The organism is Gardnerella swidsinskii (assembly GCF_003397705.1).
GTDB classification, from domain to species: Bacteria; Actinomycetota; Actinomycetes; order Actinomycetales; family Bifidobacteriaceae; genus Bifidobacterium; species Bifidobacterium swidsinskii.
On sequence record NZ_QJVB01000002.1, the window covers coordinates 293992 to 308756 of the forward strand.

Genomic DNA, 14765 nt, shown 5'->3' on the forward strand with positions numbered 1-14765 from the left:
GCAGACAAAAGGCTACGTAATCACACTAGATTACGTGGTCTTTTGTTTGTTAGTACAGTTTTGTACAAAAGATTGCATGAAAGGCTACATGATTTGCGATTGTAAGTTTTTGCGAGCAGCTTCCATTGAAGTAATTTTTCCTAGAAGCTCAAGCTTTTCCTGACCATCCTTGAGTTTCGCCATACGCACTCTAGCAGCACCGATTCTACGCATATAACCGATATCAAGAAGGCGAATAAGCAGCTCGTTTGCATACTTACTTTCTGCACTCGTAGCTTTCCGCAAAAAATCTGAAGGAGATCCGTTCGAAACTTGCTGATTTTGTCGATTGCCGGTATCTTCCAATGTATCTGCAGGAGAAGGAAGCGGCAACGGCATTACAGAAAGTTCTGTAATAACGGATTCAAGCAAAGGACCTGCAGCTTTTGTCATCATGTGCAGCCACAATCCTTGCGAAACATTGCCAACCGGCAATCCACCTGCAGCTACAAATGCCTGAAACAGCGTACGAAATACTGGTGTAATAAAATTATTCAAAGTCAATTGCGCAAACAATTTCTCATCAAAAGCAAGCGGAACTTGCAAAAGTAACGCCATAAATTGTTGTTCGCACATAAATACAGCATCATCCACACGATAATAATGCTGATTTTTAGCAGAACTTTTAATAATTTCCATGCGCGAAGCTTTAAAACCTGCATTACGATCGTCATGAATTTGCTGACCAAAAGGCGGAATAACGTTATGCTTTTGCGCATAAGCATCGTCGTCACGCACTTTCAAACGTCTACGCGCAGACTCAACTTCATTGCGCATAACAGCTAAATCAACGCCAATTGAGCGCACGGCTTTGCGCATATACAAGTCAAGCAGCGAACGGTCTCGAATTTGCGCAATAAGAGGAGCGACAGCCTTTATAGCGCCCATTTGACCAGTAGTGTACGAAGTCTCAAAACGATTAATTACTGTGTCAATAACGAAATCGTATAGCGGACTTGCATGTGCAACAAGCGAACGCACAGCCTCATCACCGCGCTGAATACGCAAATCGCAAGGATCGAGATTATTGTCTGCTACAGCAACAAAAGTTTGCGTCAAAAACGCAGAATCCAAACCAAAAGCGTGTAGCGCAGCCTTTTGACCTGCAGCATCACCGTCGAAAGTAAAAACGATGCGCGAACTTACAGACTGTCCATCTACCTTCAGCGGACCAACAAGCTGAATTGCACCCAAAGAATCGTCTGCAATAAGGCGGCGCACAATTTTTGCATGCTCAACGCCAAACGCAGTTCCGCAAGTTGCAACTGCAGTATCAATACCAGCTAAATGGCATGCCATAACGTCCGTGTAGCCTTCGACAATTACAACTTGACGCTTTTTTACAATATTTGCTTTAGCTAAGTCAATTCCGTACAAAACTTGCGTTTTTCGATACAGTGCAGTATCGGGAGTGTTAATATATTTTGCGCTAATGGAGTCGTCGTCATAAAGCTTTCTTGCACCAAAGCCAAGAGTTCGACCAGTCGAGTCGCGAATAGACCAAGTTAAGCGACCGCGGAAATAGTCATATATTCCGCGCTGACCGAGTCTAGCGAGACCAGCATCAAGAAGTTCTTGACGCGTAAAACCTTTATTTGCCAAATATCTAACTAAATTATCCCAGCCTTTAGGCGCGTAACCACAAGAAAAACGCGCACTTTGTTGCGGAGTAAAGTTTCGCCCTGCAAGTAATTCGCGCGCAGGAGCTGCCTCTTTAGTGCCGAGATTTGAAACGAAAAACTTTTGCGCTTCTTCATTTGCTTCTAAAAGCCTGGCTCGCTTAGAACCGCGCGCTTGAGAATCATTATTTTGCTCCTGCTTATAATGCATCTCAATGTGATAACGATCTGCTAAAAACTCGACCGCTTCACGAAAATCAATATTCTCTTTTTGCTCAACGTACTTAAATACATCACCACCAGCGCCGCAACCGAAACAGTGCCATACTCCCAAGCTTGGTCGCACACTAAAACTTGGCGTTTTTTCATCGTGGAATGGGCAAAGACCTACAAAAGTGCCAGTTCCGGAAGGCTTAAGCGTCACTGTTGCAGACACAATGTCATACAAATCTGCCGCAGCGCGCACGCGCTCAATGTCTTCTTTCACAATCATTCCAACCATGCTATCTAGCTTATCGCAAATCTGCGGCGAGTGGTAAATTTCTTCGCCAGTGTTGGAAACTCCTAGTGGATTCGTTAGCACAAAGCCGCGTGGAGAGTTGTAGCAGAACCGTCTGTAAGACTTGCCACCTGGTCGATTGCAACACGAAGACGCTCATCATCGTTAGTGCACTCGTTCCAATCTCCCACGAATACTTCCTCCATTGCATCGTGCGAGCGCGGCGACTTGCTCATAAATACTTCTACTAAATCTGTCAAAATTTTCTGTTCGCGCTTATAAACTTCACGCTCTCGAGGGGCGATTATAAAGTGCACAGCTAAGCTTTTCAGCATCACAATTTCGTAGGAAGTATTTTCCGGAATCACAAGGTTTGCTCGGTAGCGAACAAGCGGACCGTTGCCATAACGCTCACGCGTAGCGTGCTCAACAGAGCTTGCAAAACGACCAATAAGAGCACTAGTAATATTTTTCAACTGCGCTAGTGCTCGACGAGAACCGTTGAAAGAATTAGGAAACATGTGAAGCGAGCGCAAACGTTTCAAAGCATCCAAAAGTTTATCTACATCCCAACGTTCACCATACCATGCGTGGGTTTCTTCAATAACTTCATCTACAACTTTTGAATCTGCAACTAAAGCAGGGTTAAAAGCGCCGGTTACAATCGCATCCTCAATATCGTGCACACTGTAAGCAATGTCGTCTGAAAGATCCATTATTTGACATTCCATTGGTTTTGCTTCGCTTGGAGCACCAATTTTCAGCCATTCAAACACATCTCGATCATCCGGATATACGCAGAATTTCAAATCACGCTCGCCTTTATCGTGTGCTTTTGCTTCTTCTAATCCCCACGGATACTTCACTGCAGCATCTAATGCTGCGCGCGTAAGATTTACTCCTGCACTACTGCCGTTTTCACGAAAAACTTTCGGTTCCAAGCGCGTAAGTAAGCGAAGAGTTTGTGCGTTTCCTTCAAATCCACCAATATTTTTCGCTAATTCTGCGAGTGCGCGTTCCCCGTTATGGCCAAATGGTGGGTGCCCTAAGTCGTGCGATAAGCAAGCGCAATCAACAACATCTGGATCGCATCCAAGCATTGCTGCAATTTGCCTACCAATTTGCGCAACTTCCAAAGTATGTGTCAAGCGAGTGCGAGCAAAATCATCCGAGCCTGCGACTAAAACTTGGCTTTTTGCACCCAATCGACGAAGAGCAGACGAGTGTATGATTCGCGCGCGATCTCGTTCAAAAGGCGTTCTCACACGAGTGTGATGAGGCTCACTCGCCCAGCGCTCAGTATCATGCAAATTGTATTCGCCAACGATCTCATTATCCGATGCAATTACTTCGTTGCACATATAGCACCTCTTTTATTTGCAATTAAGGCTATTTTAACCTTCTAAAACAAGCAGTAACAAGTTATATAAGACTTTTTGCGTCCAGTTTTGCAATATCGCTAGAAGATAGCACTTCGTAAGCGTTGCGGTAAAGCCGCGGCACGCGAGGCCCAATTCCAGTCATGATTTCGTAGCTGATTGTTCCTGCAGCTTCTGCCCAATCGTCTGCAGTAGGCTCGGCAAATTTCACGCCTCTTCCAGGTCCAAAAAGCGTTACAGTATTGCCTTCCAGAACGCCTAACTCTGAAGCATCTCCTTTTAAATCGACTATGAACTGATCCATGCAAACTCGCCCAGAAACGTTCACAATTCGAGCACCATTCTTTGTTTCTACTCTAACCGGACCGCCTGGCTTATTAACATGACGCGCACCTTGCATATCGAATCCGGAAGCAGATCGCAAAATTCCGTCAGCGTAGCCAAGCGGCACGATAGCAGTACTCGTATTATTTGGAGTTAAATACGTGCGTCCGTAGGAAATTCCATGCCCTTCTTCTACAGTTTTTACAGTGCCAAGTTGCGCTTGAAGCGTCATAGCTGGTTGCAATCCGTAGGTTTGGGAATTTCCCATTGCAGGATCCGGCTCGTATCCGTACAAACCAATTCCTGGACGAACAAGTTCAAAATGAATTTCAGGACGGTTAAGCGTTGCAGCAGTATTCGCTAAATGGCGGATTTTAGGAGCAACCGATGCTTCTTTCATGCGTTTCGTAAACTCGTGGAATTGTTGGATTTGCCGGTCGGTTGCATCTACAAATTCTGGAACGTCAGGAGAATCTGCTACAGCTAAGTGACTCCATTGGCCAATAACCTCGATTACGCCTTCACTAGAGTATTGTTGCAATTTTTCTAGAGCGGCACAAAAACCTTCTGGTGTAAAACCGTTTCGTCCAAAACCAGTATCGACTTTTACGTGCACGCGAGCAGACTTTGCTAAATTACGTGCAGCAAAAGCTACAGCATCAAGAGAGTCAATAGAGCCTACAGAAATATCGATATCTGCTGTAATCAAATCTGCAAATCTCGTAGTTGGAGCACTAGTAAGCCAAGTGAGAATATGGCAACGGCTGGAATCAATACCAGCTGCACGCAAACGTAACGCCTCGTACGGTTGAGCTGTGCCAAGCCAAGTAGCACCTCCAGCTAATGCTGCTAGCGCACTAGGAATAAGCCCGTGACCGTATCCGTCTGCTTTTACGACTCCCATAACTTCCGGCGCATTCTGACCAGGCTGCAAATCTTGCGAAACGCGCGCAACCAAAGTGCGCATATTGTCTCGAAGCGCCTTCAAATCGACAATTACTTGCCCAGGATATACGCTTAACGCGCGAGCATAGTTTGCTTCTAACATTGCCGCATTACTTGCACTATTACTTGCCGCATTACTTAAATCTGTACTCATAACTCACCTAACTGATTTAGTATGCTTTTAATGCTACATGCTCTTTTGCATACTCTCTATAAGCTTTTTAAGAACACATGCGCATTCATATGACATGATTAAGCGTTTGCAACCATTGGTATGCAATACGTACTGCACTGTGTGCGCGATCTGGAATAACAACCAACCCACAACGACTAAACCCTGCACGCGTAATTACTTTTTGCATAATTACGTTATCTGGATGCGTGTCAATGCGTACATTATTATAGTTTTGCTGCACCCAATGCAAGCACGCTGTTGCCATTTTTGGTTTTATTCCTGAAGATGCTAAGCGGTGAATTGTTACATAGGGGGAAATATCATCAAGCCACGCACCGTCAATACTGGCATACACTTCATCAACACCTTCGCATAATGCGAATTGCGCTAGAATACGCTCGTTACATGATTCTGGGTCCTCGTCAACAATCAAATAGAAACGTTTTAAACGAATATCCTCAATAACACTTGAAACAAGTGGAAAACTATTCCCCCACTGATGAGGATTGCCTGTAACACGCATAAATTTGCGAGCATTTTCATAAATATGCTCAATATTTCGCAAGTCACCAAGAGTTGCTTTTCTCAATGTTATATCTTCCATGTCAACCTCTAAAAAGAAAGCAAATAAAACTACGCAAAATTAGCTAATTATTACTTACACAAGTTTGCGCTCAAAAGGATCCGAACTAATTCCCTTCGCTAGAATATCTTTACACCATTGACTAGCACCAAATAAACTGTGGTCTCTATAGTTGCCGCAAGATTCAATAGTTGTTGCAGGAACATCATCCCAGGTGGCATTAAACGCAATAAACTCAAGAGATTCCTTTAAAGCGCGCGCCACATCTTCTGTGCTATGTTCACCCCAAGTTAGCAGATGAAAACCAGTTCTGCAACCAAAAGGTGAGCAATCAATATAGCCATCAATACGCTCGCGAAGTAACACTGCAATCATATGCTCAATTGTGTGCAAAGCTGCAGTAGGAATCGCTTCCTCATTAGGCTGCGTTAAACGAATATCATAGTTGGAAATAACATCCCCATTAGGACCTTTTTGCGTATTGATATAGCGCACATAAGGTGCTTTTACTTTAGTATGATCTAGTTCAAAACTTTCTGGTCTAGGTCTAGACGCATCCTGCTTATTCATAAGTATTCCCTTCGCTTAACTACACAATAAACAACGTACTCTTTACGTACTAAGTACTTCTATAGTAGACGGTAGTTGCCTAATTAGTTGAAAGATTTATTAGTTGAAAGATTTATTTACATGATTGCTGCGTTTACAAGAGCACGAGTATAGTCATTTTGTGGATTATTGAGCACATCATTTACACTGCCACATTCCACAACTTTTCCTTCATTAAGAACAATAACTCGCGTTGCTAAATGCCGAATCATACCCAAATCATGACTTACAAATATGCATGACATGCTTTTACGCTCGGAGCGAATGGACGCAAAAGCGTCTAAAATGCGAGTTCTTTCAGCAACGTCAATTGCACTCATAGGCTCATCAGCAAGCAAAACTCGAGGATTATTGATTAATGCGCGAGCAATACAAACACATTGCGCTTGACCACCAGAAAGCTCGTGAGGGTGACGTTCCAAAAAATCTTCAGGCTTTAAGCCTACTAATTTCAACATTTCGCAAACACGCTGCTCAATAGTTGCATCGTCTAATTTAAGCGATTTTCGCCATATTCTAAGAGGCTCAGCAACACTTTTTTGAACTGTCCAGTGTGGATCCAATGCAGCAAACGGATGCTGAAATACAAGCGACGATTCGCGTCTCATAAGCGTACAAGCATTTTTATTTACTTCTAATAAATTTGCATTATTTACGATTTCACCGCAATAAGTAACGTTACCTTCGCAAAGAGTTTCAAGCCCCAACATAGCGCGTATAAGAGTTGTTTTGCCGGAACCAGATCCGCCAATAATCGCCAAAGATTCGCCAATATTAAGATTTAAATCTACACCGCTTAACACTTCAGCACGAGTTTTTGCTCGACCTAAAGTAACGTGAATATTTTTTGCATTTATAAGCGAATTTTCTTCACTGTTGCCAATATGGGAATTAAATTTCTTAAAATCAGCGTTTTCAGAATCAACGTTTGCAGAACCAGTATTTGCAGAACCCACTTTTGCAGAATCTAAATTTTTAGAACCCAAATTTTGCGCTCTAAAAGTCAACTTTTTAGCAGCACTCACTAATTGTTTAGTAGAAGAAATACGCGGATTATCAAGCAAATTCTTAACATTTTCACTATCGACCACACGCCCAGAATCGAGCACATAGCAACGATTAGCAGCATGCGAAAGCACAGAAAAATCGTGCGTTACAAAAAGCATTGAAGCGCCCATATCATCTACAAGTGAAGCAAGCATTCGCACAACTTCACTTTGTGTAACCGAGTCAAGCGCAGTAGTAGGCTCATCAGCCAAAATCAAACGCGGAGAGGTAATCAAAGCTGTAGCAATACCAACTCGCTGCTGTTGACCTCCAGAAAGCTCAAACGTTCGTTGAGATGCGAGATTTTTCGACAACCCTACTTTTTCAAGCATCATGCATACTCGATTGTGAATATCGTCATCATCTAGATTGTAATGTATTCGCAAAGGCAAAGAAATTTGTTTTTCAACGCTTAACATTGGATTAAGTGCTCTATTAGCTTGCTGAAATACTACACCAACGTATTTTCCACGAATAGAAGCTAAATTTTCATCTTTTGCTTTCACTGTTTGAAGATTGCCAAGCATACAAGAGCCTGAAATTTCAGCATTTGACGGCAATAATCCAGTTATAGCTCGAATTAGCATAGATTTGCCAGAGCCAGAAGAACCAACTAAGCCAACACGCTCACCGTCAGAAATCTCAATTGATACGTTGTCAAGAATTAGTTTTCCGCCAAGTTTTAGCGTGAGATTTTGAATATTTAAGCTCATTTTTCCCCTACTTTATTCGCACTTTTTGATGAAGGATCTAAAACTTTGCGCAATACGTCACCAAAAAGATTAAGAGCAACAACAACCACAGTCACAATCAAACCTGGCCAGACAACCGATAAAGGATTTACGTGAATTAACGAAACAGAAGTAGCCAACACGCGCCCCCAGCTAGGAACTCCAGCAGGAACTCCAATACCCAAGTATGTTAAGCCACTTTCAGCCAAAATAACAGTTCCTGCAGAAAGAGAAAGCTCAACAAATGCAACAGGAATAATATTTGGTAAAACATGATGAATAAGAACATATTTACGCGAGGAACCTTGCAAAACAGCTGAAGTCACATAATCAGATTGCAACGCAAGCTGCGCACTAGGTCGTACAATACGTGCTAAATTCAAGCCATAGCCAGTTCCACAAGCAATAACAATCACAACAACACTAGCTCCAAACGGAACTGCAAGCATAAGCGCAATTAAAACAGTTGGAATAGAAATCAATGCGTCAACAGACATAATGCTTATTGTGCGAACAATTTGTGAACTAGAAATCATAAAGCTCAAAACAATAAACCCAACACAAGCAGCAACTAGAACAGTAGAAAAAACGAGAATCAGCTCAATTCTTGAACCTGTCATAAGCCAACTAAGCATATCCGAACCAGTGCCGTCCGTACCAAGCCAATGCGAAAAAGACGGCTTCTGCCATACTTTAAAACCGTTAGTTTCTAAAAGTGAGTACGGAGTCCATAAAAGCGAAAGCAAAGCAACAAAAAACCATATTGCAAACGTTAAACACACAAATTTACCGAAAGTAGCATTCCATACGCGCTTACATAAAGTAGATTTTACTTTGATACTTTTTTTAGACATATTGCACATAAAAACTCCCTTATTCGCATGTTAGATTCAACAATAGGAAATTAATTCAAACTATCTTTAGATAACCTAGGATCAAGTAGTCGGTGCGTAATGTCAACTACAAAGCCGATTAGCAAGAACAATGCAGCAAGCATAAAAAGCTCACCTTGCACTGCAATTAGATCGCGCAAACCAACATCTCGAACCATTCCCGTACCAATACCAGGTAAGGAAAACAGGTTTTCAATAACCATCACACCCATAACCATATGAGCGAAAGTTAAACCAATAACAGATACGAGTTGAGGAAGAGCAAGTCGCAAACCAACACGCCACACAACTTGTTTGCGAGTCATTCCGCAAGCCATAGCTTGAGAAGCTACTTCACTTTTAACAATATTTTCAACAGTTGCAGCAGTGTAACGCATAAAACTAGAGCCAACAATAAGTCCGACTGTAAGAGCCGGAATAAGAAGAGACGCAAAAGCTTCAGGAAATTCGCTCCAGCCATCTGTAGGGAAACCTTGAGTTGGCAGCAAGCTGAACACGCCAATACCGCGTCCTAATAGCAAAATAAGTAGCATGCAACCCCATAATGCTGGAACAGAGCCTGCTGTAATAGCCAAAAAGCGCGTAATTGCCTGTGAAAGTTTGCCTTCATGAGTAATTTGCAAACATCCAAGTGAAATACCAACTACTAAAGCAATAAACAGACCCAAAAGAATCAGCGGAAAAGTAATAGAAGCACGCATCGCAATAATTGAACTTACAGAACGACCAGTCAACATAGACATGCCAAAGTCACCGCGGAAAACACCACAAATCCAGTCAACATACTGCGTAAAAAGTGGCTTATTAATACCAAGTTCTGCTCTAAGCTCCTCTACTTTTCCGCGAGGAGCGTTTAAGCCGGCCATAACTTGCGCAACATCGCCTGGAAGTACACGTAACGATATGAAAATAACTACAGAAATGCCAAGTAAAGCAAGAAGAAACAGCAATACTCTGTAGCAAATCATACGAAACATAAAATGCCTACTTTCTATGTTCTTCTAGTCGAAACACACCACAAATACACAAATTCGGACACTAGTGCAGTTTGCGCGCTGCGCGAGTGTCTTATTTTGCCCATTTTGGGACACTCACGCAGATTACATACTGCGCGAGTGTCTCTGATTAGTGGTTTTCGGACACGCGCGCAGTTTCATTTCTACATTAGAAACTAGATGGCGACTAGCAAATAAAAATCAACTAAGTCGCAGGTTGTATAGCGGCAAAATCTCTTGATTCATGTCAAAAGGCATTCCTTCAAGATTCTTCACTTTCGCAGTTACAACGCGATAGTTGAACAGCCAATCAGCAGGAGCATCCTCGCTAATAATTCGCGCAGCTTGAGCAAGCAATTTGTTTGACTCTTTAGGATCCGCACAAAGCATAGCTTTAGCATACAAATCCTGGACTTGCTTATTGTCGTATCCGTAGTAATACGTAGGATCCGCCCACTGCCCAAAATCGTGACTCTCATTGTGATCAACCATCGACAAATCATACTGCTTATTCTTATAAACATCCTGAAGCCAAGTAGTAAACTCAACAATATTAACTTTCAAATTGATTCCAATAGGCTTCAATTGCGAGCGCAGCTGATCGCCAATTTGCGTGCCGTAAATATTCGGATAAGTAAGCGTCAAATCCATAGGATGTGATTCGTCAAATCCGACTTCCTTCATTAACGCCTTAGCGCGATGCAAATCATGTGGATACAGCTTAGTTAAATCCTCATAACCAGGGTCAAGAGAAGGAATTGGACCGCCAAGAGCTAAATCCGTTCCGCCACGAGATGCAATAATTTGCTTGTGATCAATCGCGTAACGAATAGCTTTGCGCACGCGCTTATCTTTAGTACGTTCGCCTTTCATATTCATCGCTAGAACAAATTTATCTGTGCCATTACCTGCACTTACATCGTAACGCTTGGAATCATCTTTAAAAGGCTTAGCAAGTTGACCAGAAATAGGAGCCAACGCTTGCACAGAGCCGGAAGAAAGTGCGTCAACTGCTGCGTTATCGTCAACAAAGTAGCGAACTACTATCTTATTAGTTTGCGCACGATGAATACCTTTATAACGCGGATTTGCTTTTAAAACAACACGATCATTTGGCACAAATTTGTCAATTAGATACGGTCCAGAACCGACTGCTTGAGTTTTTGCATCATACTTTGCGTTTTTATCAAAAACTAAACCTGAACGACTGCAAAGTGCCCACAAAAGCTTAGCATTTGGCTCTTTAAGAGTGATTTCAAACGTGTAATCATCTTTTGCTTTAGCAGACTCAACTTTTCCAACCATGTTAGAGCCGCGATATTTTTTAGCAATAAGCTCGTTAAACGACCATTCCGCATCATGCGCAGTAAGTCTATCGCCATTAGAAAATACAGCGCCCTTACGCATGTGGAATGTGTAACGCAAACCATCTTTACTTATTTCCCAGCTTTGAGCTAACGAAGGAACTACCTGATTAATATCATTGCGAGCAACTAAGCCTTCATACACGTTACCAATAAGCAACTGGTCAAGCGATGAACCTGATTGGTTACGGATATCAAGATTCGTAGGAGCTAACTTTAGACCTATAGATACAGTTTTGTTCGAAATTTCCGATACTGAATTTGATTTATTTGGTTTATTAGATGTAGTAAGAGTTGCAAAAATTGCACTAAACACCACTACCAAAACAATAGCTAAGCTAAATAGCCATATCTTGCCCATTTTGCGTTTCGAGCCTGAATAAGCATATTTTTCAGCTTCATTCAGCGAAGAGTCAGTGCTCGCAGCGAAAGAAGTGCTTTTGTTAGCTTCATCGTTAGTTTTACCGGAGAATTTTTCAGTCGCGCCGTTTTCTTCGTGCACGCTTTCCTCAGGTTTGCTGTTAGACATACCATAAACCTTTCTTAATGGCATATAAACATTATTTATTTGTTATTATTTATTTTTTATTTATTCTTTATTTATTCTTTATTTATTCTTTATTTATTCTTTATTTATTCTTTATTTATTCTTTATTTATTTTTGTCTTATAGCTCGCCGCTTTATTGGAAATGCACATTTGCAAACATAACTATTTGCATACCACATAAACCCAAATACAAGTCGACTGCATTACTAATCGTAGTCGATTGACAAGCCAGTCTCACCTATGGCGCGTCCAAAAAATCAAATCATATTTTGTATATTTTTGTAATATTTTTATACCAATACATATGAGATATATCCTACGAATGTGGTTAAATTCCAACAGAACGTAAACTTGCAAACGTACGCAATAATCGACATAAGATTACAGCGTAGAAGCGCGCAAATTCACGAAATATTAAGATGCATACACGTATCTCATATGTTAAAACTAAAGCGAGGAATGATGGCTGAGAACTTGAATACTACGGTAACTGTGAACGAATCCTCGGATCCGCAAAATAAAAGCGGCGAAGACCGTACAGCATTGAACCGCCAATTGGCGCAAATGCTTAAGGGTGGCGTAATTATGGACGTCACCACCCCAGAGCAGGCGCGAATTGCTGAAGATTCTGGCGCATGCGCAGTTATGGCTTTGGAGCGTATTCCTGCCGATATTCGTGCAGCAGGCGGCGTTTCTCGTATGAGCGACCCGGCTATGATCCACGGCATTCAAGAGGCTGTGTCTATTCCTGTTATGGCAAAATGCCGTATCGGTCACTTTGTTGAAGCACAAGTGCTTGAGGCTATCGAGATCGACTACATCGACGAAAGCGAAGTGCTTTCTCCAGCCGACGACGTGTATCACATCAATAAGCGCGATTTTGCTGTGCCTTTCGTTTGCGGCGCTAAGGATTTGGGTGAAGCTTTGCGCAGAATCAACGAAGGCGCTTCCATGATTCGCACTAAGGGCGAGCCAGGAACTGGAGACGTGATTCAAGCTGTGCGTCACATGCGCATGATGAATTCCGCAATTCGTAAGCTTACAAGCATGCGCGAGGATGAGCTTTTTGAAGAAGCCAAAAATTTGCGCGTGCCTTTCGAACTCGTAAAATACGTTGCACAAAACGGCAAGCTCCCTGTTGTTAACTTCGCAGCCGGCGGCGTTGCTACCCCAGCCGACGCTGCTTTAATGATGCAGCTTGGTGCCGAAGGCGTATTCGTTGGCTCCGGTATCTTTAAGTCTGGAGACCCAGCAAAGCGTGCTGCAGCAATCGTTAAAGCTGTAACTAATTACAAGGACGCCAAGATGATTGCTAAGCTTTCCGAAAACTTGGGCGAAGCTATGGTTGGCATTAACGAGCAGGAAATCAAGCTTTTAATGGCTGAGCGAGGCGAGTAATTTTGTCAAACTCACCTACCAATACTGATAACTCCGCTCATACTGTAGCAGTTTTAGCTGTTCAGGGAGCTTTTCTTGAGCATCGCTTAATGCTGGAAAAGCTGGGAGCGCGCGTAATAGAGCTTCGGCAGGCGCGCGATTTGGAGCAGTCTTTCGACAGATTAGTGTTGCCGGGCGGCGAAAGCACCGTGCAAGCTAAGCTTCTTCGCGAGCAAAATATGCTCGAGCCTTTGCGCGAGAGAATTGCAGGCGGCATGCCTGTTCTTGGCACTTGCGCAGGCTTGATTTTGCTTGCTAAGAACGTGGAAGGTAACGAAGTTAACGGCTTCGGTACTTTAGACGTAACGGTTAAGCGCAATGCTTACGGCCGCCAGCTTGGAAGCTTCCACTGCGAAGCTGAATTTGGTGATCTTGGCAAGGTGCCGATGACATTTATTCGCGCGCCTTATATTGCAGAGGTCGGCACTAATGCTGAGGTTCTTGCAACTGTTGATGGTCACATTGTGGCCGCGCGCCAAGGTAACCAAATTGGCATGTCCTTCCACCCGGAGCTTGACGACGATACGCGAATCCACCAGCTTTTCTTGGATTTGTAAGCGGATTCGTAACTCCGGCAAATGTTCCATAAAACAGCCAACGCTCGCGCGAGCGTTGGCTGTTTTTCGTTACTCACGCAGAACGCAATCTGCAATAACAACACACTTTTTAACGCGTACGTCAAAAACTTTGAATTTTATGTAATTTGCACAGTAAACGTATACATGCACGACAAACGTAATGCAATCGTAATACAGTGTAAAACGTTTATATAATATTGTATAACAGTGCAACACATTATAGAATGTAATAAAAGTTGATATATGAATATAAAAGAGCTAGAAAAACAAATCAAAATTAAACAAAATTAACGAGTCAAGAAAACTAGCGCACTTATAGAAGCAAAAATTATAAGTATAAAATCAAGGAGCATATTATGGCAATCAGCGCAACTACAACAGCAACAGCAACCCCAGCAGCAGCAAAAACCGCAGCGAAAACCGCAAGCATCAACGTGCGCGTCACCAAGGATGTTAAAGCGCAAGCAGAAGAATTATTCGCAAGCTTCGGCATAACTCTTAGCGAAGCAATCAACATGTTCTTACACAAATCACTTATGGTAGAAGGACTCCCCTTCGACTTAAAACAGCCAAAATACAATAAAGAAACAATCGCCGCGTTTAAGGAATACGACTACATGAAAGCACATCCAGAAGAGTACAAGCGCTACGACAATGTTACCGAAGCATTGGAGGACGCACTAAAATGAGCCTAAAAGTCGTATTATTAAATTCATTCAAAAGAGATCTTAAGCGAATCAAAAAACGAGGATACGATATAAGCCTCTTAGATAGCGTCGTGCGAATGATTGCGCCGCAAGAGAAACTTGCTGAAAGATACTGTGACCACGCACTTACAGGCAACTATTTAGGATTCCGCAATGCCATGTAAAACCAAATTGGCTTCTTATATATCGCATAGATAACGATGATGTGGTACTTGTGCTTTCTCGCACGGGAACACACTCAGACGTATTCAACGAGTAGCGCTGCGAGTTGCTAAGCGTTGAAATCACAGTGT

The 14765-nt window shown here is 42.5% G+C and carries 12 protein-coding genes and 1 pseudogene; 4 read left to right on the plus strand and 9 right to left on the minus strand.

The features are described 5' to 3' along the window. Nucleotides 1-84: 84 nt before the first annotated feature. From dnaG to D0T18_RS03560, 9 genes are all read right to left on the minus strand, one after another. Nucleotides 85-2241: a DNA primase gene (gene dnaG, locus D0T18_RS03520; RefSeq protein ID WP_420870291.1), complete on the minus strand. Its 2157-nt coding sequence runs from the start codon at nt 2239-2241 to the stop codon at nt 85-87. Then, a complete protein-coding gene (locus D0T18_RS03525; protein ID WP_116440487.1) occupies nt 2235-3518 on the minus strand; it encodes a deoxyguanosinetriphosphate triphosphohydrolase in 1284 nt (427 codons plus the stop codon). The genes dnaG and D0T18_RS03525 overlap by 7 nt, the downstream gene beginning before the upstream one ends. Before the next feature lie 61 nt (nt 3519-3579). Beyond that, the gene (alr, locus tag D0T18_RS03530) at nt 3580-4959 is read right to left on the minus strand and encodes an alanine racemase (protein WP_116440488.1); all 1380 of its coding nucleotides are present in this window, start codon (nt 4957-4959) and stop codon (nt 3580-3582) included. A gap of 85 nt (nt 4960-5044) precedes the next feature. Continuing rightward, on the minus strand, nt 5045-5584 hold the full coding sequence (locus D0T18_RS03535) for a GNAT family N-acetyltransferase (RefSeq protein WP_103013833.1): 540 nt from the start codon (nt 5582-5584) through the stop codon (nt 5045-5047). 54 nt (nt 5585-5638) lie between these two features. Then, entirely contained in the window at nt 5639-6133 is a 495-nt protein-coding gene (locus D0T18_RS03540) for an S-ribosylhomocysteine lyase (protein ID WP_004118906.1), read from the minus strand. A gap of 116 nt (nt 6134-6249) precedes the next feature. Beyond that, entirely contained in the window at nt 6250-7932 is a 1683-nt protein-coding gene (locus D0T18_RS03545) for an ABC transporter ATP-binding protein (RefSeq protein ID WP_116440489.1), read from the minus strand. Beyond that, entirely contained in the window at nt 7929-8804 is an 876-nt protein-coding gene (locus D0T18_RS03550) for an ABC transporter permease (RefSeq protein WP_420870292.1), read from the minus strand. The genes D0T18_RS03545 and D0T18_RS03550 overlap by 4 nt, the downstream gene beginning before the upstream one ends. A 50-nt stretch (nt 8805-8854) precedes the next feature. Continuing rightward, nucleotides 8855-9820: an ABC transporter permease gene (locus D0T18_RS03555; RefSeq protein ID WP_033888459.1), complete on the minus strand. Its 966-nt coding sequence runs from the start codon at nt 9818-9820 to the stop codon at nt 8855-8857. A 219-nt stretch (nt 9821-10039) separates the two neighbouring features. Then, a complete protein-coding gene (locus D0T18_RS03560; RefSeq protein ID WP_033888460.1) occupies nt 10040-11731 on the minus strand; it encodes an ABC transporter substrate-binding protein in 1692 nt (563 codons plus the stop codon). 481 nt (nt 11732-12212) lie between these two features. On the opposite strand from D0T18_RS03560, the gene pdxS reads away from it, so the two are divergent. From pdxS to D0T18_RS03585, 4 genes and pseudogenes are all read left to right on the plus strand, one after another. Next, a complete protein-coding gene (gene pdxS, locus D0T18_RS03570; protein WP_076002965.1) occupies nt 12213-13148 on the plus strand; it encodes a pyridoxal 5'-phosphate synthase lyase subunit PdxS in 936 nt (311 codons plus the stop codon). 2 nt (nt 13149-13150) lie between these two features. Continuing rightward, a complete protein-coding gene (pdxT, locus tag D0T18_RS03575) occupies nt 13151-13744 on the plus strand; it encodes a pyridoxal 5'-phosphate synthase glutaminase subunit PdxT (protein WP_116440492.1) in 594 nt (197 codons plus the stop codon). Nucleotides 13745-14121: 377 nt separating this feature from the next. Next, nucleotides 14122-14454 carry a type II toxin-antitoxin system RelB/DinJ family antitoxin gene (locus tag D0T18_RS03580; protein WP_116440493.1) on the plus strand — a complete coding sequence of 111 codons (333 nt, stop codon included), beginning with the start codon at nt 14122-14124 and terminating at the stop codon, nt 14452-14454. Continuing rightward, nucleotides 14451-14731, plus strand: a pseudogene (locus D0T18_RS03585) (type II toxin-antitoxin system YafQ family toxin). Before D0T18_RS03580 ends, D0T18_RS03585 begins: the two are co-directional and overlap by 4 nt. Nucleotides 14732-14765 lie beyond the last annotated feature (34 nt).

Excerpts from the sequence above, each read along its gene's own strand:
- D0T18_RS03525 (WP_116440487.1), bottom strand. The coding sequence starts at position 3,518 with ATGTGCAACGAAGTAATTGCATCGGATAATGAGATCGTTGGCGAATAC.
- alr (WP_116440488.1), bottom strand. The coding sequence starts at position 4,959 with ATGAGTACAGATTTAAGTAATGCGGCAAGTAATAGTGCAAGTAATGCG.
- D0T18_RS03535 (WP_103013833.1), bottom strand. The coding sequence starts at position 5,584 with ATGGAAGATATAACATTGAGAAAAGCAACTCTTGGTGACTTGCGAAAT.
- D0T18_RS03540 (WP_004118906.1), bottom strand. The coding sequence starts at position 6,133 with ATGAATAAGCAGGATGCGTCTAGACCTAGACCAGAAAGTTTTGAACTA.
- D0T18_RS03545 (WP_116440489.1), bottom strand. The coding sequence starts at position 7,932 with ATGAGCTTAAATATTCAAAATCTCACGCTAAAACTTGGCGGAAAACTA.
- D0T18_RS03550 (WP_420870292.1), bottom strand. The coding sequence starts at position 8,804 with ATGTCTAAAAAAAGTATCAAAGTAAAATCTACTTTATGTAAGCGCGTA.
- D0T18_RS03555 (WP_033888459.1), bottom strand. The coding sequence starts at position 9,820 with ATGTTTCGTATGATTTGCTACAGAGTATTGCTGTTTCTTCTTGCTTTA.
- D0T18_RS03560 (WP_033888460.1), bottom strand. The coding sequence starts at position 11,731 with ATGTCTAACAGCAAACCTGAGGAAAGCGTGCACGAAGAAAACGGCGCG.
- pdxS (WP_076002965.1), top strand. The coding sequence starts at position 12,213 with ATGGCTGAGAACTTGAATACTACGGTAACTGTGAACGAATCCTCGGAT.
- D0T18_RS03580 (WP_116440493.1), top strand. The coding sequence starts at position 14,122 with ATGGCAATCAGCGCAACTACAACAGCAACAGCAACCCCAGCAGCAGCA.